The organism is Enterobacter cloacae complex sp. IR5459 (assembly GCF_049238005.1).
Lineage (GTDB): Bacteria > Pseudomonadota > Gammaproteobacteria > Enterobacterales > Enterobacteriaceae > Enterobacter > Enterobacter hormaechei_C.
The window spans coordinates 341,751-365,207 of record NZ_JBMKIG010000002.1; the positions used below are offsets into that span (position 1 = coordinate 341,751).

The following is a 23,457-nucleotide window of genomic DNA, read 5'->3' on the forward strand; positions in this document are numbered from 1 at the left end:
GAAAGCAAATGTTCAGGAAGGATATCGTTATCCCGTCTGGCGCAGTAGCGCTTGCACTCTGTGTCTTCTCAATTCAGGCAGATCCGCTTAAGCCAACCCAGTACGGCGATTTCGATCGCTACGTTCTGGCCCTTTCCTGGCAAACCGGATTTTGCCAGAGCATGGTCGAACGTAACCGTGACGAACCGGAAGAGTGTCGCCTGCAAAAAGAGAGCAGCAACAAAACCGATTTTCTGACCGTCCACGGCTTATGGCCAGCATTGCCGAAATCGATTGCCGCTCGCGGAGTGGATGAACGCCGCTGGATGCGCTTCGGCTGCGCCACTCGTCCGGTTCCGAATATGCCGGAAGCAAAAGCCAGCCGCAAATGTGACGCCGCAGAGACCGGACTATCGCTAACGGGCGCGGCGAAGCTGAACAGCGTGATGCCCGGCGCGGGCGGCAACTCCTGCCTTGAACGTTATGAATACGCGAAACACGGCGTCTGCTTTGGTTTTGATCCCGACGCTTACTTCGGCACCATGGTGCGCATGAACCAGGAAGTGAAGCACAGCGCGGCAGGAAAATTTCTGGCGGAAAACTATGGCAAAAGCGTCCGCCGCAGCGACTTCGATGCAGCCGTGGCCAAAAGCTGGGGAAAACAGAGCGTAAAAGCGTTCAAGCTTACCTGCCACGGCAATCCGGCTTATCTGACCGAAATGCAGATCTCGCTGAACGCCAGCACCATCAACAACCCACTCTCTGCCGGCTCCTTTGCGCCACAGCCGCATCCGGGCAACTGCGGCAAACAGTTTGTCATTGATAAAGCCGGTTACTGATGCTGCGCCGGGCAACTTTTTGCCCGGTTTTCATTGGTTTCCGTGATATGACGATTAACCTCACACTTCCGCTCACACGCATCATTTTTCCAGCAAAAGCATTATTAATCCGGTAAACATCACTGAAACCTCCCCGTCATAATCGTGGCGTTATCTACAAGAGGAATTTCACATGGCTAAAAAACTGATTGCACTGTGCGCCTGCCCGATGGGCCTGGCACATACCTTCATGGCAGCCCAGGCGCTGGAAGACGCGGCGACGGAAGCCGGTTATGAGGTAAAAATTGAAACCCAGGGCGCGGACGGGATCCAGAATCGCCTGACCCCGCAGGATATTGCCGACGCTGACATTATCATCCACGCCATCGCGATCACCCCGGAAGACAATGAACGCTTCGAAACGCGCGACGTGTATGAGATTACGCTTCAGGACGCCATTAAAAACGCGGCAGGCACCCTGAAAGAGATCGAAGAGATGATTGCAGCAGAACAATAATAATCTTCACATCCAGGGGTTTTCGTCATGGCTATTAAAAAACGCAGCGCGGTTCGCCCGGACAGTCACGAGGGTGACACACTTGCCATCAAATCCGCACCGGTTGCCGCCGGTGCGTCTTTCTGGAAAGAGCTTCCACAGCACATTATGTCGGGGATATCCCGCATGGTGCCAACACTTATCATGGGCGGGGTTATCCTCGCCATTTCACAGCTTATCGCCTACGTCTGGCTGGAGATCCCGCCTGACACCGGTATTCTCGACGCGCTTAACTCAGGCAAATTCACCGGTTTCAATCTCTCGCTATTGAAATTTGGCTATCTGACTGAATCGTTCGGCGGGCTGCTGTTCAGCTTCGCCATCCCAATGTTTGCCGCCTTTGTCGCCAACTCTATCGGCGGAAAACTGGCCTTCCCGGCCGGGTTTATCGGTGGTCTTGTCGCCACGCAGCCGACGCTGGTGCTGAACTTTGATGCGGAAAAACTGACCTGGCTTGCCACCAAACCCGTGCCCTCCACGTTTATTGGCGCGCTGATTATCGCCATAGCCGCAGGCTATCTGGTCAAATGGCTGAATAGCCGCATTAACGTTCCACAGTATCTGCTGGCCTTTAAAAGCACCTTTCTGATCCCAATCCTCTCGGCGCTGTTTGTGATGCTGGCGATGTATTACATCATCACGCCGATTGGCGGCTGGCTGAATGCAGGTATGCGGACCGTACTGCTGGCGGCGGGTCAGGCGGGCTCCATGATGTACGCCATCGGGATGGCGGCGGCCACGGCGATTGATCTTGGCGGCCCCATTAACAAAGCGGCGGGATTTGTTGGCCTGGGGCTGACAACCGATCATGTCCTGCCCATCACCTCCCGCGCCGTGGCGATTGTTATTCCGCCCATTGGTCTGGGGCTGGCCACGCTGATTGACCATCGTCTGACCGGCAAACGCCTGTTTAGTCCGCAGCTTTATCCGCAAGGCAAAACGGCCATGTTCCTCGCCTTTATGGGCATCAGTGAAGGGGCCATCCCGTTCCTGCTGGAAAATCCGCTTGCGACGCTGCCGGCGTATATGGCGGGCGCGATCGCCGGTGCAATGACCGCCACCGCGCTCGGTGCCGTGCAGTGGTTCCCTGAATCGGCGATCTGGGCGTGGCCACTGGTCACCAATCTGGGGGCGTACATGCTCAGTATTGTGGTCGGGGCGGCGATCACCGCGCTGTTGGTAGTGATTATTCGTAACAGTCTGCACAAGCGCGGGAAACTCGCTATCAACACGCTGTAACGGGGAGAAACATGGAATTACTGAGAAGGCTTCGTGCCTGGCTGGCTGCGGAAAAACTGGACGGCGTGCTCATCTCTTCGCGCCAGAATAAACAGCCGCACCTGGGCATTTCAACCGGTTCGGGCTATGTGCTGGTGACACAAACCGCGGCACATATCCTGGTGGATTTCCGTTACTACAGCGATATCGCTTCACGAGCGGCGGGCTATGAGATGCACCTGCTTACCACGGAGAACCCGCTTGCGCAGGCGGTGAATCAGATTATTGCGAAGGAAGCTCTCACCCGTCTTGGCTTTGAGGGTGAATACGTGAGCTGGCAAACAGGCGTGCTGTGGCGCGATACGCTGAATGCCACCCTTTGCAGCACCTCGCTCGACGCGCTGCGGCAGATAAAAACCGCTGACGAAATCGACCGTATCCGTGCAGCATGCGGCATTGCCGACCGCGCCGCACAGCACATCCGGCGTTTCATTCAGCCCGGTATGCGCGAACGTGAAGTCGCTGCCGAGCTGGAGTGGTTTATGAAGCAGGAGGGCGCGGACAAGCCCTCTTTCGACACCATTGTCGCCAGCGGGCCGCGCGGTGCGCTGCCCCACGGCAAAGCCTCTGACAAAGTGATTATGCCTGGCGAGATGATCACCCTTGATTTCGGCGCCCAACACCAGGGGTATTGCTCGGATATGACAAGGACCTTTCTTGTCGCCGGGCAAAACACGCCGCCGGAGGAACACCCTCTCTATGCGGTGTACCAGATCGTTCTGGCGGCACAACAGGCAGCTATTGATGCCATCCGCCCCGGCGTTTCCTGTCATCAGATCGATAGCGCCGCACGTTCCGTGATTGAACGTGCAGGTTACGGTCCGCAGTTCGGGCATAACACCGGCCATGCCATTGGTATTGATGTTCATGAAAATCCACGTTTTTCCCCTACCGACCGCACCCCGTTGCAGCCCGGCATGGTGCTGACCGTTGAGCCGGGGATCTACCTTGAACACCTGGGCGGGGTACGAATTGAAGATGTGGTGCTGGTGACGGAAACGGGTGCGGAGGTGCTTTATACCTTCGACAAACGGCTATTGCTGACGGGAGAATAAGAGTGGACAGAGATTTACTGCGCGCCCTGAGCGAAGCAGACGCCATTGCGGCCTCAGAGCAAGAGGTGCGCGACATCCTGCTCAGTGAGGCGCAAAAATACCATAAAGAGGTTCAGTTTGATGGGCTGGGTTCCGTGCTTATCCGCGTCAACCAGAGCCGGGGCCCGAAGGTGATGGTCTGCGCCCATATGGATGAAGTCGGTTTTATGGTGCGTAGCGTCTCGCGCGAAGGGGCCATTGATGTCCTGCCCATCGGCAACGTGCGCATGATGGCCCGTACCCTTCAGCCGGTGCGCATCACCACGCGTAACGGGGAAAAAATACCGGGACTGCTGGATGGGGATCTGAAAGGAGAAAACGTTGACAATTTGCGTGTCGACATTGGCGCGACGTCGGCGGAGGAGGTGTTCGCCGCCGGTATCGACGCAGGCGACCGCGTGACGTTCGATACACCCTTTCAGACCCTTCCCCACAATCGGGTGATGGGTAAAGCCTTCGACGATCGTCTCGGCTGTTACCTGCTGATTGCGCTACTGCGCGAGCTGCACCAGACGCCGCTCGACTGCGAGCTTTGGCTGGTGGCCAGTTCAAGTGAAGAGGTCGGCCTGCGCGGCGGCCAGACCGCCACGCGCGCCATTCATCCTGATATCGCGCTGGTGCTGGATACCGCCTGCTGGTCAAAAAATTTCGATTATGGCAGCGCCAACCATCGCCAGATCGGTGCGGGCCCGATGCTGGTGCTGTACGACAAAACGCTCATCGCCCCAGCCAAACTGATTGCGCTGGCTGAGACAATCGCGCGCTCGCAGGGGATCCTGCTGCAAAAAGACATGTTCAGCAACGGCGGAACGGACGGCGGGGCGATCCATCTCTCCGGCACTGGCGTGCCGACTCTTGTGCTTGGTCCCCCTACCCGACACGGGCACTGCGCGGCATCCATTGCCGACGAAAAAGACATTCATCACACCCAACAACTGCTTGTCGCGCTTGTGGCAGGCATGAACCGTGAGACCGTGGATCATCTGACGGACTTCAGATGCTGATCTCACGCGGCCAGGAGGAAGTATGCTTTCAATTGAATTTTTCTGCCCACTGCCCAACGGCCTGCATGCGCGTCCGGCCTGGGCGTTAAAAGAGCAGTGCAGCGCATGGCGCAGCGACATCCGTTTTATCAACAGACGGCTTCACACTCACGCGGATGCCAAAAGCTCGCTGGCGCTGATCAGTACCGGTACGCTGTTTAATGACAGCTGCGTGCTGGAAATTAACGGCAGCGACGAGGAGCAGGCCCGACGCGTGCTGGAGGCGTATCTCACCGGCGCGTTTATCGACAGCGACAGTATTCCCTCCGGCGACGCGCCGCACGTTGCGCATCCCCTGCCCCGCTCGCTTGTAAGGCTTGCTCCCCATCTTCAGCACGGCATTACGCTCGCCAGTGGCATCGGGGCTGGCACTCTGCGAGGCTGGCAGAGCGATAACCTCAAACGTTATTGTCAGATCCCCGCCTCGCCGGAAGATATTACCCGCCTGGAACACAGCCTGGCGACGCTGGCCGAACGGCTCAACCACCGCCTGCGCGGGCTCGACGGCGAGAGTAAAACCATTCTTAGCGCGCATCTTTCGCTGATCCAGGATGAGGAGTTTGGCGGCACCATACGCCGACTGATCGCCGAGGAGCGGCTAAGCCTTGCGGAGGCGATCATTCGTAATATGGAGCTGATCTGCGACAAGCTGTCACTCTCCGCCAGCGATTACCTGCGTGAACGCGTCAGCGATATTCGCGACATCAGCGAGCAGCTTCTTAACATTACCTGGCCGGAGTTGCAGCAAACCTCCGCATTCACCCTTAGCGCCCCCACCATTCTGGTGGCGGAAGATCTGACGCCCAGCCAGTTTCTCAGCCTCGACACGCAGTACCTGAAAGGCATGGTGCTTGAAAAAACAGGCCGGACGTCGCATACGCTGATCCTGGCACGCGCGGCCTCCGTGCCTGTGCTGAGTGGTTTAACGGTCGCCTCACTGGCGCCGTTGATGGGAAAAGAGGTCCTTCTGGACGGCATCTGTAGCGTGCTGGTCGTTGAACCCAACGACGCGGTGAATGATTACTACAGCGTGGCGCAGCGCCTTGCCGACCGACGCCACCAGCAGCAGATCAAAGATGCGGGTCTTCCAGCGCTCACCCGCGACAACGTACCGGTAGAGATTGCCGCCAACATCGGCAGCGCGCTGGAAGCGCCCGGGGCGTTTACCTGCGGCGCGCAGGGTATCGGGCTGTTTCGCACTGAAATGCTCTATATGGACAGAGACACCGCGCCGGACGAGCAGGAGCAATTCGAAGCCTATCAGCAGGTGCTGCTCTCCGCGCAGGGCAAGCCGGTCATCTTTCGCACAATGGACATCGGTGGCGATAAGCAGATCCCTTACCTGAACATTCCCCAGGAAGAAAACCCGTTCCTCGGCTATCGCGCCGTTCGCATTTATCCCGAATTTGCCGATCTCTTCCGCACCCAACTGCGCGCGATCTTACGCGCAGGCGCAAGCGGCAATGCGCTGTTGATGATCCCGATGGTGCACAGCCTCGATCAGATTTTATGGATCAAACAGGAGCTGCAAAACGTTCGTGACGCCCTGGCCTCACAGGGGTTACGTCACACCGCGCACCTGCCGCTGGGGATCATGGTTGAAGTGCCTTCAGTCTGCTTTATCATCGATCACTTCTGCGAAGAGGTGGATTTCTTCAGTATCGGCTCGAACGATATGACTCAGTATCTCTACGCTGTCGATCGCAACAACCCGCGCGTTTCGGGGCTGTATAACCCCATCACACCGTCTTTTTTACGCATGGTTCGCCAGATCGTCACCGCAGCGCATCGTCACGGGAAATGGGTCGGCATTTGCGGGGAACTTGGCGGAGAGCAGCGCTACCTCCCTCTTCTGCTTGGGCTGGGCTTAGATGAGTTCAGCATGAGCGGGCCGCGCATCCCTGCGGTAAAAACCCAGTTGCGTCAGCTGGACATGGCGACCTGCCGGGCGCTGGCAGATAAGGCCTGTGACAGCCGCAGCGCAGAGGAGATTGAAGTCCTGCTGGCGGATTTCACACCGGAAGCGCCGCCGCGTCCATTGCTGGCGCTGGAGACTATCGTGGTCAATGAGCCGCTGACCTCAAAAGAGCAGGTGCTTCAATTCTTATGCGGAAATCTTGCGATTCATGGCAGGACCGAAAACCCGCTCGAGCTTGAAGAAGATCTCTGGCAGCGCGAAGAGATTGTCACTACCGCCGTCGGGTTTGGCGTGGCGATCCCTCACACCAAATCGCAATGGATACGCCATTCCAGCATCAGCATTGCCCGTCTGGACAAGGCGATTGACTGGGAGTCGGATTTGGGCGACGTCGAGCTGGTGATCATGCTGACGCTCGGCGCTCAGGAAGGGATTAATCACGTGAAGGTCTTTTCCCAGCTGGCGCGGAAGCTGGTCAATAAAACATTTCGCGAGTCGCTGTTTGCAGCAACGACGCCGCAAAGTATCCTGGATCTGTTGAACGCTGAAATCACGTTCTGACTGTCACTGAAAGCGTGCGCGATACTCCCCCGGCGTCAGGCCAAACTGGCGCCGGAACAGACGGCTAAAATAGTCGCTATCGGCATAGCCACAGCGCTTCGCCACTTCCCCCACCGGCAGGTGGTATTTTTGCAGGATGGTTCTCGCCTTCGCCATACGCACCCAACGAACGTAATCCACAAAACTCATCGTCCCCTGTTGAGAGAACAGGCGTGACAGATGGTTAGCCGAAATATTAAACAGCGAAGCGACGCTGTCCCGCGACAAGGATTCAGCATAGTTTTCCTGCACCCAGTTACAAATGCTCTGATAGAGGAAATCCCCGCGCGACACTCCCGGTTCAGGCAGCGACGACACCACTTTACGGCACCAGTGCAGCAGACTCAGCACCAGTGGTTGAATAATAGCCTGGTCCTGCGGGGAAGCGCTCAGGTGCGTCAGGGCCATCAGCATCGCGGCACACTCACCTCGTTCAGGGTGAGGAAGCTCCACGTGTCGCTGCGCAGGCACGGATCGCCCGTGCCGGGTATCATGAAACACCAGCCCCAGCCACGACGGCGCGAAAAGAATGCTCAGCAGCATGACCGGTCGTTCAAACACCGGGACGCTGGCGGCCTGGGCGGGAAGAAACAGCATTTCCCCCTGGTGGAGGGGCTGCTGCCCGGCAACCAGTCTGTTGCCATATTCCCCGCGAAGAACGACGTCAAGCCGTGGCCAGTCGCGGCTCACGCTTCCGACAGCGTCAGACGCGCCACGATGAGCAAACCAGACTCGCCCCAACTGCTGTGGGTTGAGCACCAGGCCGCTCAACAGATCGGCAAAAAACTGCTGATCGGCGGGCAACAGGGTTGCGCGCATATTACCCCCTGCGCGCATCCGGGCGTACCAGGTCGAAGCGATGGCTATCACTGATGGCATAGTAGGCCGTCGGTCCACCCGCACGCAGAATGGGCTGCGCTTTCGCGGTCTGGTAAATCCCCTCTTCCAGCAAACTCTCGGCGATATGGACGCCCACGACTTCGCCGAGCACCAGCCAGGTATCAATCGGTGTCCCATCCGCGCCGGTAAGCTGAATGCACTGTGACAATCGACACTCGAAATTCACCGGGCTTTCCGCCACGCGCGGCGAGCTCACAAGCTGGCTGGCTACGGGCGTCAGGCCGGCAAAGGTAAATTCATCCTCGCCATGAGGGAGCGTGGCGGAGGTTTCATTCATCGCCTCGGCCAGATCGCGCGTTGCGAGGTTCCAGACAAACTCCCCCGTTTCGGTAATATTCCGCACGCTATCCTTCCAGCCATTGCTGGAAAAACCAATGATCGGTGGGCGATAGTTAAAACAGTTAAAGAAGCTGTACGGGGCAAGGTTCAGTTGACCGGCCTTATCACAGGATGAGATCCAGCCAATTGGACGTGGACCGATAATGGCGTTCAGCGGGTCGTGCGGCAGGCCGTGCCCCTGAGAAGGTTGGTAAAAGTACATATCGCTCTCTCTACGCTGGGGCTGCAACGCGCATTGCCCGGGTTCAGTCTTTCCAGCGTAACGAAATTTCCGTTCAGCGTGAATCGGGACGCCGGGTTTATTGCCAAAAATTCATATGGCGCATGATTGTGACCTTCATCACTTCAAACTTACGGTTTCAGACAGTATCATCAGCTAAGTTAAACCCTCGCTGCCAGACGGCGAGGGTTTTCTTTTGGATTGGTTTCTGCGTTACACGCAGCATTAACGACATGGAGTAAAAATGTCCAGACCTACGATTATCATCAATGAACTCGACGCAGAACGTATTGACCGACTGTTGGAGAAACCAGAATTCGCCTCGCTGCCGGTAGCCGATGCGCTGAACGAAGAGCTAGACCGGGCGCAGATGTGTACGCCTGAGACCATGCCGCATGATGTGGTCACCATGAACAGCCAGGTGAAGTTCCGCAACCTGACCACCGGCGAGGAGCTCACCCGTACGCTGGTCTATCCGGCGCAGATGACCGACAGCAGCACGCAACTGTCGGTGCTGGCACCCGTGGGCGCGGCGCTGCTTGGACTGCGCACAGGCGATACTATCCACTGGGAACTCCCGGGCGGTGCCTCAGCTCACCTGGAAGTGCTTGAGCTGTTCTACCAGCCCGAAGCCGCTGGCGATTACCTGCGTTAATCCCTTCTGAACAAGCGACCCCGCTTTGCACAGAGGATGCACCCGCATCCTCTTTCCGCAAATTCACCCGATTGTGTTATATCGGACAAAAACCGCTTAATCCACGCTTACTCTGTTGTGGTGCCGTGGGGACGGTCATGGGTGAGATACTTGTTATCACACTGGTTTTTCTCATCATCCTGGCGATCCTCGTCGTGGCGGTGCTATACCTTGAGCGCCACTGGTGAGTGAGGAACCTCACACAACGCCGCCGGGGAAGGCATTCACCAGTCCCTTCACTTTCTGCTGCGCTGCCTCCGGGGTGTCTGCACCAGGCACCAGGATCACCTTGCGGCACTCCTCCTCCCGTTTTTCGAAGATTTTATAGGCGCGCTCCGCATCAGCCAGCGGAAGATAGTGGGTGACAATATCTTCCGGTGTAAGCAGCCCTTTTTCGATAAGCGGCAGCAGCTCTCCCAGCCAGGCATGGACGTGGGTCTGCCCCATCTTAAAGCTCAGCCCTTTATCGAAGGCATCGCCAAACAGGAAGCCGTGTATAAAACCGGCATACACGCCCGGCACGCTGACCACGCCTCCGCGCCGCACCGCAGCAATGCACTGGCGCAGGGCTTTGCCGCTGCTGCCTTCAATTTTCAGGTTACTGAGGATCGTTTCCGTGGTGCTGCCTTTGGCCTCAAACCCGACGGCATCAATCACCGCATCCACTCCGCGCTGTCCGGCCGTTTGCTCAATGATTTTCTCCGCCGCGTCGTTATCGTCATCAAAGTTAATCGGGATCGCGCCGTAGCGCTCCTGGGCAAACCGCAGTCGATAGGGATGATGGTCAACCACAAAAATCTGCTCTGCGCCGAGAAGCCGCGCGCAGGCAATGGTCAGTAACCCCACCGGCCCGGCCCCGAATACGGCGACGCTGGAGCCTTTCTGAATCTGCGCATTTTTCGCCGCCTGCCAGGCGGTAGGCAGAATATCTGACAGGAAAAGCGCTTTGTCGTCAGACAGCAGCTGAGGCACTTTAAACGGCCCCACGTTGCCTTTCGGGACGCGCACATACTCCGCCTGTCCGCCCGGCACGCCGCCGTAAAGATGGCTGTAGCCAAACAGCGCGGCAGGGGCGGGAATTTGCTTTTTGTTCAGCGCCGCGCCCTGCCCGCGATTCGTGTTTTCGCAGGCCGCGTACTGTTGCATCTGGCAAAAGAAGCAGTCACCGCAGGCAATTACAAACGGGATCACCACCCGGTCACCTTTCTGCACGTTCTTCACTTCGCTCCCGCACTCCACCACCTCGCCCATAAATTCATGACCAAAGATATCGCCATGCTGGACCTTGGGAATTTTTCCGCGATAAAGATGCAAATCAGAACCACAGATCGCCGTGGCCGTTACGCGCAGGATGATATCGTCAGGCTGTTCGATGCCCGGATCGGGGACATTATCGACCCGAACATGATGTGGACCGTGATAGGTGAGAGCTTTCATGCAACCTCCGAAAGGGTGTGGGTAAGCTTATAAAAGGGTAGCTACCTCTCGGGATCTGCCCCGGAATCCGGCTGTTTTGAGATTTATCCTGGCGAGATAAAAAAGTGCTGTCGGGATTACAGAAACCATTTATATTTTGTGGTTGAATGATTTCAGCGTTTATTAACAAGGAGAAACGGTTATGTATCAAACAATCATTATGCCGGTTGATGTTTTTGAAATGGAACTGAGTGATAAGGCTATACGTCACGCGGAATTTCTCGCGCAGCAGGACGGAATTATTCATCTTCTGCATGTTTTGCCGGGCTCTGCCAGCCTGAGCCTGCATCGTTTCGCTGCTGATGTGCGTCGTTTTGAAGAGCATTTACAGCACGAAGCCGAGACGCGCCTGCAAACCATGGTCGGGCACTTCAGCATCGATCCTTCCCGCATCAAAACCCACGTCCGGTTCGGTAGCGTGCGCGACGCCGTTAATGAGCTTGCCGGGGAATTAAATGCCGACGTGGTAGTGATTGGTTCACGTAACCCTTCCATCACCACTCACCTGCTGGGGTCGAACGCCTCCAGCGTGATCCGCCACACCCACATTCCGGTGATGGTCGTCAGATAAAAAAAGAGGCCACCTTTAGGTGGCCTCTGGCATTGCAGGTGTCGTCTTGCTTTCTTTTATTATGCAGTTTTGGTGCGGATCAGGTAATCAAACGAGCTCAGCGACGCTTTCGCACCTTCACCGGTAGCGATGATGATCTGTTTGTACGGCACGGTGGTGCAGTCGCCCGCCGCAAATACGCCCTTCACGCTGGTTTCGCATTTCGCATCGATGATGATCTCGCCCATGCGGTTACGCTCAATAGCGCCTTCCAGCCAGGTGGTGTTTGGCAGCAGGCCAATCTGAACAAAGATCCCTGCCAGCGCTACGCTGTGGATATCGCCGCTCACGCGGTCACGGTATTCCAGACCAGTCACTTTGCTGCCGTCGCCTTTCACTTCTGTCGTCTGGGCATTGAGCACAATGTCGACGTTATTCAGGCTACGCACCTTATCCTGCAACACCTGGTCCGCTTTCATCTCCGGAGCGAACTCCAGCAGGGTAACGTGTTCCACAATTCCCGCCAGATCGATAGCCGCTTCCACGCCGGAGTTACCGCCGCCGATCACCGCGACGCGTTTACCTTTGAACAGCGGGCCGTCACAGTGGGGGCAATAGGTCACGCCTTTGGTGCGATACTGATCTTCGCCCGGGACGTTCATGTTGCGCCATTTCGCGCCGGTGGCAATGATCACGCTGCGCGCCTTCAGCACCGCGCCGGACGCCGTTTCAATCTGGTGCAAACCACCCTCGACCGCCGCCGGAACCAGTTTGCTGGCGCTCTGGCTGTCAATGACATCCACGTCGTAGTCGCTGACGTGCGCTTTCAACGCACCGGCCAGCTTCTGGCCTTCGGTTTTCGGCACGGAAATGTAGTTTTCAATGTCTACGGTATCCAGAACCTGACCACCGAAACGCTCGCCCATCAGACCGGTACGGATCCCTTTACGTGCGGAGTAGACCGCTGCCGCCGCGCCCGCCGGGCCTGAGCCAACAATCAGCACGTCATAAGCATCGCGTTGGTTCAGCTCTTCCGCCGCGCGTTTTTCTGCGCCGGTATCCACTTTGGCGACGATTTCGGTCAGCGTCATGCGCCCCTGGCCGAACTCCTGGCCATTCAGGTAAACCGCCGGAACGCCCATCACGTTGCGCTCGGTGATTTCGTTCTGGAACGTACCGCCGTCAATCGCCGTGTGCTTAATGCGTGGGTTGAGGACTGACATCAGGTTCAGCGCCTGCACCACGTCCGGGCAGTTGTGGCAGGAGAGCGAGTAATAGGTTTCAAACTCAAAATCACCGTCGATATCGCGGATCTGCTCCAGCAGCGCCTGCGCTTCTTTTGACGGATGACCACCGGTCCACAGCAGCGCCAGCACCAGGGACGTAAATTCGTGCCCCAGCGGAGAGCCCGCGAAACGCGGCCCCTGGTCAGACCCTGGGTTGGCGATCAGGAAAGAAGGCTTACGGACTGCCAGCGTGTTGTCTTCTTTGAAGGTCACTTTCGGCGACAGCTCAGCAATCTCTGTCAGCAGTGCTTTGATTTCTGCCGATTTCGCGCTGTCGTCCAGCGTGGCAATCAGCTCAACAGATTTGGTCAGTTTCTCAAGGTAGGCCTTGAGCTGGGTTTTCATGTTAGTGTCGAGCATTATTCTTCCCTCTCTTAAAACGTCATCATGCAAGCCGCCTTATACGGGCTGCCTGAATGCAACTTGCATCATGGTGCTGGAATGAAATGGGCGCGGGGAGCGCCCATGACTGAAACAATTTCCAAAGTATTTCGCGTCAGAGCGAGGCGGCTAGCCTGAGAATCCCCGGGAACTTACTGAAGTAAGTGACCGGGGTGAGCAGGCGACGCCAACGCAGCTATGGCGTGAAAAACGACAGAAATTTAGATCTTGCCGACCAGGTCCAGAGATGGCGCCAGCGTCGCTTCGCCTTCTTTCCATTTCGCCGGGCACACTTCGCCTGGGTGAGAAGCAACGTACTGAGCCGCTTTCACTTTGCGCAGCAGGTCAGATGCATCACGGCCGATACCTTCAGCGGTAACTTCGATAGCCTGGATAATGCCCTGCGGGTCAACAACGAAGGTCGCGCGGTCTGCCAGGCCTTCATCTTCACGCATGTTGTCGAAGTTACGGGTCAGGGCGCCAGTCGGGTCGCCGATCATCGCGTATTTGATTTTCGCGATAGTTTCAGAGCTGCTGTGCCACGCTTTGTGGGTGAAGTGGGTATCGGTAGAAACAGAGTAAACGTCTACGCCCAGCTTTTGCAGTTCTTCGTAGTGGTCTGCCACGTCGCCCAGTTCGGTCGGGCAAACGAAGGTGAAGTCAGCCGGATAGAAGAAGAACACGCTCCAGCGGCCTTCGATATCTTTCTCGGTTACTTCGATGAACTCACCGTTTTTGAACGCCTGGTTTTTGAAAGGTTTAATTTTAGTGTTAATCAAAGACATCTGTACTTCCTCCGTGTTTTCGTTGAGATGTAAGGTAACCAACTTTATCCATCGGGGCTAATGCGTATGCTTTATCAAATCAATCAGCCAAACCTTACAAAAGCAACAAGACAGCAAGGTGAACCTTTTACAGGAAAGCCTAAAAGTAAAAAGGCCGCCTCAACGGGCGGCCCTGATACCTGAATTCCCCGCAGGTACATTCAGTGCCAGCCGAAGCTGGCGTTGCGTTGCGCTCTACATACCTTGTATCAAGGCCGTAACAGCGCTTTGATTACAGCACCCCTGCGCGCATTGAGCAATGCATAAGAGGGATAGTCCTGCCTATGGCTGTGATAGGCAGTATCGAAGAGGTCTCTGAAAGATTATGAATTTAATTTCATTATGGGTTTCACGCTATATATAAACACCACTTTTCATTCAAATAATTCAATCAAACTTTAAAGATAAAATTATCTTAATTAGTCTTGAAGTTATGTTTCAATAATCCAAAGCCGTGATATATTAAGATCACTTAAATTTTAAATTAAGCGAGTTATTCACACGGATTGTAAAGGGTAACTTCCCTCTGTCGTACTCCAGGATGTGATAACGACAGCAAACTCAACTCACTCAGGACGAAACATGGCAAACCTCTACGACCTAAAAAAATTCGATCTCAATCTGTTAGTCATCTTCGAATGCATTTACCAACACCTCAGTATCAGTAAGGCTGCCGAGGCGCTTTATATCACGCCATCCGCCGTCAGCCAGTCGCTGCAACGCCTGCGCGGTCAGCTTAATGACCCCCTGTTTATCCGTTCAGGGAAGGGAATTACGCCAACCACGGTAGGTACCAACCTGCATCATCATCTGGAAAAAAATCTCAATCAGCTTGAGCAGACGATCAACATGATGCATCACTCGGACATCAAAAAAAAGTTCGTTATCTATTGCTCTCAAATGGTGTCTCCTGGTTCGATGCTCGAACCGTTGAAGCTGTTAATATCTGAAGAGAATTATGAGATAGAGCAAAGAGACATGCTCATTTCCTCCGAATCAGCGGAAGATTTGTTGGCCTATCGTAAGGCCGATCTCATCTTCTCTATCGCACCTATCCACAATCGCTCTGTGGTCTGCACCCACTTCACCACGGTGCCGATAGCCTTAATCTGTAGAGCAGACCACCCAAGGCTCGCTGACGCAGTCACGCTGGAAGTGCTATACCAGGAGAAATTCACTTTTTACCAGAGTGCTCATCCGGGTGTAAAAGAGTTTCAGAGTCGCGCAAATGACGCGTTTCCGGAAAGAAATATTGCTTTTCGTACGGACTCCCTTAGCTCTCTCATCTCCATGGTCTGTTCATCTGATCTGTTAGGCTTCATCCCCGTGTCGATCTATGAAACATATAAAGAACCGTTGAAATTAAAAAGGCTTGAGCCACCGTTTGAGCTGCCTGAATTAAAGATCTATATGCTCTACAGCCGTTCATCACTGAATAGCACTGTTTTTTCAACATTCATTGAAAAAATGCATAAGCTCTGCGTTTCTCCGCCGTCTGCGTAAAATACATTTGCATGGTGAATGCAAATAAGGCAACCCGAAGAAAATGCCCCCGTGAAATTAAGGACAAATAATTCCATAATATCGTTTTGTTTTTTTCCAGACATTTAACACGCAGGACGCGATTAATCATGTCGATCTATAAAATCCCTTTACAGGAAAATGTTTTAGACGCTTCTGCGGAACGCATAGACTGGACGCTTAACAATTTCTCCAGGGTCTGCGTTTCCTTTTCCGGTGGAAAAGATTCTACCGTGATGCTGCATCTCGTTGCCCAGAAAGCACGGCAATTAAAGCGAAAAATAGATGTCATCTTTCTGGACTGGGAAGCGCAATTCTCCTCAACCATTCAGCATGTTGACACGATGAGAACGCTGTATCGGGATGTTATCCATCAGTTCTGGTGGGTAGCGCTTCCGCTCACGACCCAGAACGCCCTGTCACAGTTTCAACCTGAATGGCAGTGCTGGGAACCCGGGACAAACTGGGTTCGCCAGCCACCGGAAGATGCCATTACCGATTACCACTATTTCGATTTTTATCAGCAGGGAATGACGTTTGAAGCCTTCGTGCGCGAGTTTGCCGAATGGTATGCACAAAGACGTCCTGCCGCCGTCATGGTGGGGATCCGCGCCGATGAATCTTACAACCGCTTTCTGGCTATCGCGTCGGCGCGTAAGCAGCGCTTTTCTGACGATAAACCCTGGACGACCGTCGCCCCGGGTGGGCACGCCTGGTATATCTACCCCTTGTACGACTGGAAAACCGCCGACATCTGGACGTGGTTCGCGAAATCAAAATGTTGCTATAACCCGTTATACGACCTGATGTACAAGGCGGGGGTGCCGCCGCGTTATATGCGCATCTGCGAACCGTTTGGCCCGGAACAGCGTCAGGGCTTGTGGCTCTATCATGTCATTGAACCCGAACGCTGGGCGGCGATGTGTGAACGCGCCTGCGGCGTGCGAAGCGGAGGTATTTATGCCGGGCACGATAACCATTTTTATGGCCACCGGAAGATCCTGAAACCAGACCATCTCGGCTGGCGCGAATACGCCATGCTGTTACTCGACAGCATGCCGCAAAATACGGCGGAACATTACCGCAATAAAATCGCGGTTTATCTCCACTGGTATCAAAAGCGAGGCATGAACGATATTCCCGACACGCAGGAGGGTGACATTGGTGCAAAAGATATCCCTTCCTGGCGACGCATTTGTAAGGTTTTACTCAACAATGACTATTGGTGCCGGGCACTTTCGTTTAGCCCAAATAAGCCTAAACACTATCAGCGCTACAGCGACAGAGTGAAAGCAAAACGCAAGGAATGGGGGATTTTATGCAACAACGAATAATCACCGAAATGGAAACGTACCTTCAGGCACTTTCAGAAGAAGAGCGAATAGCCGCTATTAATGCGTTTCGTCAGGCATTACATGAAATCAGCCCTTTTCGCGATCAGCCCGTCGATTGCGTATTGTGGATAAAAAAGACAAACATCACCGCTAACGATTACAACCCAAATAACGTCGCGCCGCCGGAAAAGCGGCTGCTCAGCAAGTCACTGGAGCTGGATGGATTCACACAACCTATCGTTGTGACGGAAAATGCGCCACAGCACTACGAAATTGTCGATGGTTTTCACCGTCATGATATCGGCAGTAACCGGGCGATCCTGAAGCGCCAGCTTAAAGGTTACCTCCCTGTTACCTGCCTGCGTAAAGCGCGCCAGGAAAAGTTCGATCGCATGGCGGCAACTATTCGTCACAACCGCGCGCGTGGACGCCACCAGATCAACGCCATGTCAGAAATCGTGCGAGAACTGGTGCTTATGGGCTGGAGTGAGCAGAAAATTGGCCAGGAGTTGGGTATGGACAGCGATGAAGTGCTGCGTCTGAAGCAGATCAACGGTCTGCTCGAACTCTTCGCAGACCGTCGTTTTTCAGAAGCCTGGACGGTGAAATAGTCAGAGCGTCGCCAGACGCTCTGCCGCAGCGAGCAGCGTCGATTCCTGCTTCGCAAAGCAAAGACGAATCAGCTTATGCGGGAAGGGATCGGCGCAGAACACCGACAGCGGAATGGCCGCCACTCCCACCTCTTTCGTCAACAACTGGCAGAAACTCACGTCGTCCAGATCGGAAATCGCGCTGTAGTCGGCCAGCAGGAAATAGGTTCCTTCAGACGGCAAAATTTCCAGGCGGCTTTTGCTCAGCGCCGCCACAAACAGATCCCGACGTTCACGATAGAAGTGCGGCAGCTCGCGGTAATGCCCGGGTTCCGCACGCAGCATATCCGCCAGCGCCAGCTGGGCCGGTGTGTTCACGGCAAACGTCAGGTACTGATGCACTTTGCGCAGCTCAGCGCTAATGGCCGCCGGGGCCACGCAGTACCCTACCTTCCAGCCGGTCATATGGTAGGTTTTCCCAAATGACGATACCGCGATTGCACGCTCGCGAAGTTGCGGATGCGCCAGCACGCTGGCATGCCCCTCTTCGGCGAAGCAGATATGCTCATACACCTCGTCGCTCAGAACATATATTTCACGTTCGGCGATGGCCTGCCACAGCGCAGCAAAATCGGCTTTTTGCCACACCGTCGCCGACGGATTATGCGGAGTATTCAGGATCACCAGACGGGTTTTGTCACTCAGCAGCGCAGCAAATGCCTGCCAGTCAGGGCGAAAATGCGGTGGCTGGAGCGCCACGCGCTTCACCACGCCGCCGGCCAGTTCAATCGCCGGGGCGTAGCTATCGTAGCTCGGGTCAAAACAAATCACCTCATCACCCGTACGCACCAGGGCGGTTATCGCCGCATACAGCGCTTCGGTCGCCCCTGCCGTCACCGTGATATCGCTGTTCGCGTCAGGCTTATGGCCGTATAACTCCGCCGTTTTATCCGCAATGGCTTCACGCAACGTCTGCACGCCGGTCATCGGCGCATACTGGTTGGCTCCCTGCGCAACGTGGTACGCCAGACGCTCCTGCAAATATTTCGGCCCATCAAAATCCGGGAAACCTTGTGAGAGGTTAATGGCGTTGTGCTGCTGCGCCAGGGCGCTCATCTGCGTAAAAATCGTCGTGCCGAGATTGGGAAGTTTACTCTGCGGGATCAACGGGTTATTGCTCATTGTAGTGTGCCTGCCTGTAATACTTATGTTGCTGACACTATAACACGATGTTAGTCTTTGGCAATCAAGACGCTTAGACGTCTAAACGATATAAATATTCCTGGCCGAGAGGGTAAAAGGAAATGACAGACAACCTGCAACTCACACACCTGGTCGAGGCCTGCCGCTGGATTGGCGCTAAAGGCTGGGCGCCCGCTACCGGCGGCAATATGTCCATGCGTCAGGATGAACACCTGTGCTGGCTGAGCGAATCCGGAAAAGATAAAGGTAGCCTGACCACCGCCGATTTTCTACAGGTTGAAATCGCCACCAACCGTGCGCCGTCTGGCCGTAAACCGTCGGCAGAGACCGGGCTGCATACCCTCATCTATCGCCTGTTCCCCGAAGCTAACGCTGTCCTGCACGTTCACACCGTCAATGCCACGGTGCTGTCGCGGCTGGTGAACGAGGCCGAGCTGAAGATCACCGGTTTCGAGATGCAAAAATCCCTTACCGGGCAGACCACGCATCGGGATACGGTGGCCATCCCGGTGTTTGATAACGACCAGGACATCGACGCCCTCGCCTCGCGCATCGCCCATTACGCGCAGGAACGCCCGCTTAATTATGGTTTTCTTCTGCGCGGCCATGGCTTAACCTGCTGGGGACGCGACGTGGCCGAAGCCCGCCGTCATCTGGAAGGTTTAGAATTCTTATTTGAATGCGAAATGCGTTTACGACAATGGGAGAGAGTATGATTCGCGCGATTGTGACGGATATTGAAGGGACCACCAGCGATATCCGTTTTGTCCATGATGTTTTGTTCCCCTACGCGCGTGAGCGGCTGGCGGCCTTCGTGACCGCGCAGCAGTACGCCGAGCCGGTCAAATCGATTCTGGACAACCTGCGCGATGAAATCAGCGCTCCGCATGCCAGCGTCAGCGATCTCATCAACGTGCTGTTTACCTTTATGGATGAAGACCGCAAATCGACGGCGCTCAAAGCCCTGCAAGGCATCATCTGGCAGGACGGTTACGTCAACGGTGACTTTACCGGACACCTCTATCCTGACGTACTGCCCGCGCTGGAAAAGTGGAAGGCACAAGGGATTGATCTCTATGTTTATTCCTCTGGCTCCGTCGCCGCGCAGAAACTGTTATTTGGCTACAGCGACGAAGGTGATATTACTCATCTGTTCAGCGGCTATTTTGATACCCACATTGGCGCCAAGCGCGAGGTGCAGTCTTATCAAAACATTGCGGCGCAAACGGGCATCGCCCCGTCGCAGATCCTGTTTCTGTCAGATATTCATCAGGAGCTGGACGCAGCGGAACAGGCGGGTTTTCGCACCCTGCAACTGATTCGCGGTGAAGATGACGGCGCAAGCCATCACCATCAGATCCACCAGTTTGACGAGATTAATCCGGAGCAGATCCCTTCATGAGCGCATTGACCATTTATTCCGATAAAGACGCCAGTCAGCACCAGTGGCACAGCACCGACGCCGCCGAGATTGCCCAACAGCTCAACGCAAAAGGCGTGCGGTTTGAACGCTGGGCTGCGGATCGCGATTTAGGGCACGATCCCGCGCCTGAAGCCGTGATCGCTGCGTATCAGCATGCGATCGACAAGCTGGTGGCAGAGAAAGGTTACCAGAGCTGGGATGTGATCAGCCTGCGCGCCGACAATCCGCAGAAAGAGGCGCTGCGCGCGAAGTTCCTGAACGAACACACCCACGGCGAAGACGAAGTACGTTTTTTCGTGGAAGGGGCGGGATTATTCTGCCTGCACATCGGCGATGAGGTATATCAGGTCTTGTGCGAGAAAAACGACCTGATCTCCGTGCCCGCGGGCACGCCGCACTGGTTTGATATGGGCTCAGAGCCGAACTTTACCGCCATTCGTATTTTCGATAACCCGGAGGGTTGGGTGGCGCAGTTTACCGGGGATGCGATTGCGGATGCGTATCCGCGCCTGGCCTGATCTTTTCTCCCTCTCCCTGTGGGAGAGGGTCGGGGTGAGGGCACCAACGCGCACTAAGCGTTAAGCCCTTTCACATACCCCACCAGCTGATCCAGCACAATCCCCCACCCTTCGTGAAATCCCATTTGTTCATGTTGCTCGCGGATATCCTTCGTCGGATGGCGCGCAATCGCCTTATAGCGGGTTTTGCCCTCCCCGGCGTCTTCCAGGAGCAAAATTGCCGTCATAAACGGCTTCTCGGCCGGCTTCCAGCCTTCGGTATAGCCGTCGGTAAAGACCAGCTTTTTCCCCGGATCGATTTCAAGGAATACGCCCCGGTTATCCATCCGCTGCCCGTCCACCTCAAACACGGTATTGAACCGCCCGCCCACGCGCAGGTCGAGGTCGCATTCGGTCACCTTATGGGGAGCAGGAATGAAGAAGTTTTTGATGTGCTCTGGCGTAGTCCAGCAGAGCCACAGCAGATCGCGCGGTGCGTCCACCACGCGCTCCAGTTTTAAGTCTGTTTCAGGATCGAGCGTCACGATGTTGTCCTCTTAAGGGAGCCCCTTAAAGGATAGCCGGACTCAGGCAAATTTCCCTTCCGCCACCTCGTCCGGAGTGACCACGCCCGTATCCAGTACCCAGCCGCTAATCAGCGAGGCGGGGGTGACGTCAAACGCCGGGTTATAGACCTGCGCGTTTTCCGGTGCCCACTGCACCGCGCCAAAGCTTCCGGCGACGCCCGTCACCTCGCTGGCGGCGCGCTGCTCAATCGGGATCGCGTCGCCGTTCGGGCAGTCCGGGTCGAGGGTCGTTTGCGGCGCGGCGACATAGAACGGAATGCCGTGGAATTTCGCCAGCACCGCCAGAGAGTAGGTGCCGATTTTGTTCGCCACGTCGCCGTTGGCGGCAATGCGGTCTGCCCCCACCCACACGGCGTCGACCTGCCCTTTTGCCATCAGGCTGGCGGCCATGGAGTCGGTAATTAGCTGATACGGCACGCCCAGCTCGCCGAGTTCCCACGCGGTCAGCCTGCCGCCCTGCAATAGCGGACGGGTTTCATCCACCCAGACGTTGCTTACCTTGCCTTCCTTATGCGCGCGAGCAATCACCCCCAGCGCGGTACCGACGCCCGCCGTCGCCAGCCCGCCGGTGTTGCAGTGGGTCAGCAGACGGCTGCCGGGCTTCACCAGCGCGCTGCCCGCTTTTGCAATCGCGTCGCAGAGCCGTTTGTCTTCGTCAATCAGGCGCAGCGCCTCAGCCACCAGCGCCGGAACGAAATCCTCTTCCCACAGCGCAAGCTTCATGCGGTCGAGGTTGTTCATCAGGTTTACCGCTGTCGGGCGGGATGCGCGCAGGGTTTCCATCGCCACCGCCAGCTCGTCGCGGCTTTTGCCGCTTTCCGCTAACAGCGCCAGCAGCAGGCTTGCAGAGAGACCAATCAACGGCGCGCCACGTACGCGCAAAGCGTGGATATGCCCGACCAGCGCCTCGACCGTCGAGGCATCCACCCACCGTTTCTCCTGCGGAAGCGCCTGTTGGTCGAGAATAAAGAGCTGATTATTCGCCACCCGCAGGCTGGTCGTCTGTAATGTCTGCATGTCGTTAATTCCCTGTTGCGTTGTTGTAGCACATTGTGTCAGGATGAAATCCAGATGTATAGACGTCTACATGTCTTAATTAGCAAAACTGAGGAGCAGGCCATGTCGCAATACCGTACCTTTACCGCTCAGGACGCCGTGGAGTATGCCAGGCAGTTTGGCGGACTTGAAGATCCGTCATCGCTGGTAGAGGCGCAGGAAGTGGGCGACGGCAACCTCAATCTGGTTTTTAAAATTTTCGACAGCGCGGGCGTCAGCCGCATCGTCGTTAAGCAGGCGCTGCCCTACGTACGCTGCGTCGGCGAATCCTGGCCGCTGACGCTGGATCGTGCCCGTCTTGAAGCGCAAACCCTGGTCGAGCATTACCAGCACAGCCCTCAGCACACCGTGAAAATCCACCACTTTGATCCGGAACTGGCGGTGATGGTGATGGAAGATCTCTCCAGCCATCGCATCTGGCGCGGCGAGCTGATCAGAAATAATTATTACCCACAGGCAGCGCGTCAGCTGGGGGAATATCTGGCTCACACCCTTTTCCACACCAGCGATTTTTATCTGAATCCGCACGAGAAAAAAGCGCAGGTGGCAAAATTCATCAACCCGGAGATGTGCGAGATCACCGAAGATCTGTTCTTCAACGATCCGTACCAGATCCACGCGCGCAACAGCTACCCGGCCGAGCTGGAAAACGATGTTGCCGCCCTGCGCGACGACGCCCAGCTTAAAATCGCCGTGGCCTCCCTCAAGCACCGCTTTTTCGCGCACGCCGAAGCCCTGCTGCACGGAGACATTCACAGCGGCTCGATTTTTGTGGCCGACGGCAGCCTGAAGGCCATCGACGCTGAGTTCGGCTATTTCGGGCCGATGGGCTTTGACGTTGGCACCGCCATCGGCAACCTGCTGCTCAACTTCTGCGGCCTGCCGGGGCATCTGGGCATTCGCGATGCCGCCGCCGCGCGCGAGCAGCGCCTGACCGATATTCAGGAACTGTGGAACACCTTTGCGGAGCGCTTCCAGGTACTGGCAAACGAGAAAGCCCGCGACGCCGCACTCAGCGCACCGGGCTATGCCTCCGCATTCCTGAAAAAGGTCTGGCACGATGCCATCGGATTCTGCGGCACCGAGCTGATTCGCCGCAGCGTCGGGCTTTCCCATGTGGCGGATATCGACACCATTCAGGATGAAGCGATGCGTCACGAATGCCTGCGCCACGCGATATCCCTCGGTAAAGCGCTGATTGTGATTGCCGACCGCATCGACAGCGCGGAAGAGCTGGTGGCACGGGTGCGGCAGTACAGTTGATTTTCTCCCTCTCCCTGTGGGAGAGGG

24 protein-coding genes are annotated in these 23,457 nt (G+C 55.9%); 16 read left to right on the forward strand and 8 right to left on the reverse strand.

Annotation, left to right across the window (positions count from 1 at the left end):
- The first annotated feature begins 8 nt into the window (after positions 1 to 8).
- From rna to ptsP, 6 genes are all read left to right on the forward strand, one after another.
- Entirely contained in the window at positions 9 to 818 is an 810-nt protein-coding gene (gene rna / locus ACOTX4_RS05085) for a ribonuclease I (RefSeq protein WP_023324308.1), read from the forward strand.
- Positions 819 to 990: 172 nt separating this feature from the next.
- Positions 991 to 1,314, forward strand: a complete 324-nt coding sequence (locus tag ACOTX4_RS05090) for a PTS fructose transporter subunit IIB (protein ID WP_017382483.1) — start codon at positions 991 to 993, stop codon at positions 1,312 to 1,314.
- A gap of 27 nt (positions 1,315 to 1,341) precedes the next feature.
- Positions 1,342 to 2,592: a PTS fructose transporter subunit IIC gene (locus ACOTX4_RS05095; RefSeq protein WP_023315613.1), complete on the forward strand. Its 1,251-nt coding sequence runs from the start codon at positions 1,342 to 1,344 to the stop codon at positions 2,590 to 2,592.
- An 11-nt stretch (positions 2,593 to 2,603) separates the two neighbouring features.
- Positions 2,604 to 3,686 carry an aminopeptidase gene (gene ypdF, locus ACOTX4_RS05100; protein WP_045332381.1) on the forward strand — a complete coding sequence of 361 codons (1,083 nt, stop codon included), beginning with the start codon at positions 2,604 to 2,606 and terminating at the stop codon, positions 3,684 to 3,686.
- Positions 3,687 to 3,688: 2 nt separating this feature from the next.
- The gene (gene ypdE / locus ACOTX4_RS05105; protein WP_045332382.1) at positions 3,689 to 4,729 is read left to right on the forward strand and encodes an aminopeptidase; all 1,041 of its coding nucleotides are present in this window, start codon (positions 3,689 to 3,691) and stop codon (positions 4,727 to 4,729) included.
- Positions 4,730 to 4,751: 22 nt separating this feature from the next.
- Entirely contained in the window at positions 4,752 to 7,247 is a 2,496-nt protein-coding gene (gene ptsP, locus ACOTX4_RS05110; protein ID WP_047654083.1) for a phosphoenolpyruvate--protein phosphotransferase, read from the forward strand.
- A gap of 3 nt (positions 7,248 to 7,250) precedes the next feature.
- Here the strand turns inward: ptsP and ACOTX4_RS05115 are convergent, their stop codons facing one another.
- The gene (locus ACOTX4_RS05115; protein ID WP_045332385.1) at positions 7,251 to 8,105 is read right to left on the reverse strand and encodes a helix-turn-helix domain-containing protein; all 855 of its coding nucleotides are present in this window, start codon (positions 8,103 to 8,105) and stop codon (positions 7,251 to 7,253) included.
- A 1-nt stretch (position 8,106) separates the two neighbouring features.
- Positions 8,107 to 8,727: a flavin reductase family protein gene (locus ACOTX4_RS05120; RefSeq protein WP_003858756.1), complete on the reverse strand. Its 621-nt coding sequence runs from the start codon at positions 8,725 to 8,727 to the stop codon at positions 8,107 to 8,109.
- A 262-nt stretch (positions 8,728 to 8,989) separates the two neighbouring features.
- On the opposite strand from ACOTX4_RS05120, the gene rnk reads away from it, so the two are divergent.
- Entirely contained in the window at positions 8,990 to 9,400 is a 411-nt protein-coding gene (gene rnk, locus ACOTX4_RS05125; RefSeq protein ID WP_032608834.1) for a nucleoside diphosphate kinase regulator, read from the forward strand.
- A gap of 137 nt (positions 9,401 to 9,537) precedes the next feature.
- Positions 9,538 to 9,627, forward strand: coding sequence for a small membrane protein YldA (yldA, locus tag ACOTX4_RS05130; RefSeq protein ID WP_015571155.1), 90 nt, complete (start codon positions 9,538 to 9,540; stop codon positions 9,625 to 9,627).
- Between the two features lie 10 nt (positions 9,628 to 9,637).
- Here yldA and ACOTX4_RS05135 read toward each other — a convergent pair whose 3' ends face one another.
- A complete protein-coding gene (locus ACOTX4_RS05135) occupies positions 9,638 to 10,876 on the reverse strand; it encodes a zinc-dependent alcohol dehydrogenase (RefSeq protein ID WP_015571156.1) in 1,239 nt (412 codons plus the stop codon).
- Positions 10,877 to 11,057: 181 nt separating this feature from the next.
- On the opposite strand from ACOTX4_RS05135, the gene uspG reads away from it, so the two are divergent.
- Positions 11,058 to 11,486, forward strand: a complete 429-nt coding sequence (uspG, locus tag ACOTX4_RS05140; protein WP_022650588.1) for a universal stress protein UspG — start codon at positions 11,058 to 11,060, stop codon at positions 11,484 to 11,486.
- Between the two features lie 59 nt (positions 11,487 to 11,545).
- Here the strand turns inward: uspG and ahpF are convergent, their stop codons facing one another.
- Both ahpF and ahpC read right to left on the reverse strand, forming a co-directional pair.
- Positions 11,546 to 13,111, reverse strand: a complete 1,566-nt coding sequence (gene ahpF, locus ACOTX4_RS05145; RefSeq protein WP_045332387.1) for an alkyl hydroperoxide reductase subunit F — start codon at positions 13,109 to 13,111, stop codon at positions 11,546 to 11,548.
- Between the two features lie 242 nt (positions 13,112 to 13,353).
- A complete protein-coding gene (ahpC, locus tag ACOTX4_RS05150) occupies positions 13,354 to 13,917 on the reverse strand; it encodes an alkyl hydroperoxide reductase subunit C (RefSeq protein WP_003858764.1) in 564 nt (187 codons plus the stop codon).
- 621 nt (positions 13,918 to 14,538) lie between these two features.
- Between ahpC and citR the strand changes: the two genes are divergently transcribed.
- The 3 genes from citR (at position 14,539) to ACOTX4_RS05165 (ending at position 17,422) form a co-directional block, all read left to right on the forward strand.
- A complete protein-coding gene (citR, locus tag ACOTX4_RS05155; protein WP_045332388.1) occupies positions 14,539 to 15,459 on the forward strand; it encodes a DNA-binding transcriptional repressor CitR in 921 nt (306 codons plus the stop codon).
- Between the two features lie 128 nt (positions 15,460 to 15,587).
- The gene (locus tag ACOTX4_RS05160) at positions 15,588 to 16,811 is read left to right on the forward strand and encodes a phosphoadenosine phosphosulfate reductase (protein ID WP_023324302.1); all 1,224 of its coding nucleotides are present in this window, start codon (positions 15,588 to 15,590) and stop codon (positions 16,809 to 16,811) included.
- Positions 16,796 to 17,422 carry an IbrB-like domain-containing protein gene (locus ACOTX4_RS05165; RefSeq protein WP_022650584.1) on the forward strand — a complete coding sequence of 209 codons (627 nt, stop codon included), beginning with the start codon at positions 16,796 to 16,798 and terminating at the stop codon, positions 17,420 to 17,422. Before ACOTX4_RS05160 ends, ACOTX4_RS05165 begins: the two co-directional genes overlap by 16 nt.
- Here ACOTX4_RS05165 and ACOTX4_RS05170 read toward each other — a convergent pair whose 3' ends face one another.
- Positions 17,423 to 18,583 carry a pyridoxal phosphate-dependent aminotransferase gene (locus ACOTX4_RS05170; protein ID WP_023315606.1) on the reverse strand — a complete coding sequence of 387 codons (1,161 nt, stop codon included), beginning with the start codon at positions 18,581 to 18,583 and terminating at the stop codon, positions 17,423 to 17,425.
- Positions 18,584 to 18,705: 122 nt separating this feature from the next.
- On the opposite strand from ACOTX4_RS05170, the gene ACOTX4_RS05175 reads away from it, so the two are divergent.
- The 3 genes from ACOTX4_RS05175 to ACOTX4_RS05185 are packed head-to-tail and all read left to right on the forward strand — an operon-like array spanning position 18,706 to position 20,545.
- Positions 18,706 to 19,320: a methylthioribulose 1-phosphate dehydratase gene (locus ACOTX4_RS05175; RefSeq protein WP_003858775.1), complete on the forward strand. Its 615-nt coding sequence runs from the start codon at positions 18,706 to 18,708 to the stop codon at positions 19,318 to 19,320.
- Positions 19,317 to 20,006 (forward strand): acireductone synthase, encoded by a 690-nt coding sequence (gene mtnC / locus ACOTX4_RS05180; RefSeq protein WP_006809660.1) that lies wholly within the window; start codon positions 19,317 to 19,319, stop codon positions 20,004 to 20,006. Before ACOTX4_RS05175 ends, mtnC begins: the two co-directional genes overlap by 4 nt.
- Positions 20,003 to 20,545: a 1,2-dihydroxy-3-keto-5-methylthiopentene dioxygenase gene (locus ACOTX4_RS05185; protein ID WP_023315605.1), complete on the forward strand. Its 543-nt coding sequence runs from the start codon at positions 20,003 to 20,005 to the stop codon at positions 20,543 to 20,545. The genes mtnC and ACOTX4_RS05185 overlap by 4 nt, the downstream gene beginning before the upstream one ends.
- A gap of 53 nt (positions 20,546 to 20,598) precedes the next feature.
- Here ACOTX4_RS05185 and ACOTX4_RS05190 read toward each other — a convergent pair whose 3' ends face one another.
- Both ACOTX4_RS05190 and mtnA read right to left on the reverse strand, forming a co-directional pair.
- Complete coding sequence (locus ACOTX4_RS05190; protein WP_045332390.1) at positions 20,599 to 21,069, reverse strand: SRPBCC family protein; 471 nt, start codon at positions 21,067 to 21,069, stop codon at positions 20,599 to 20,601.
- A 42-nt stretch (positions 21,070 to 21,111) separates the two neighbouring features.
- Positions 21,112 to 22,128 (reverse strand): S-methyl-5-thioribose-1-phosphate isomerase, encoded by a 1,017-nt coding sequence (gene mtnA / locus ACOTX4_RS05195; RefSeq protein ID WP_023315603.1) that lies wholly within the window; start codon positions 22,126 to 22,128, stop codon positions 21,112 to 21,114.
- Between the two features lie 102 nt (positions 22,129 to 22,230).
- On the opposite strand from mtnA, the gene mtnK reads away from it, so the two are divergent.
- Positions 22,231 to 23,430, forward strand: coding sequence for an S-methyl-5-thioribose kinase (gene mtnK, locus ACOTX4_RS05200; RefSeq protein WP_045332391.1), 1,200 nt, complete (start codon positions 22,231 to 22,233; stop codon positions 23,428 to 23,430).
- The last annotated feature ends 27 nt before the right edge of the window (positions 23,431 to 23,457 follow it).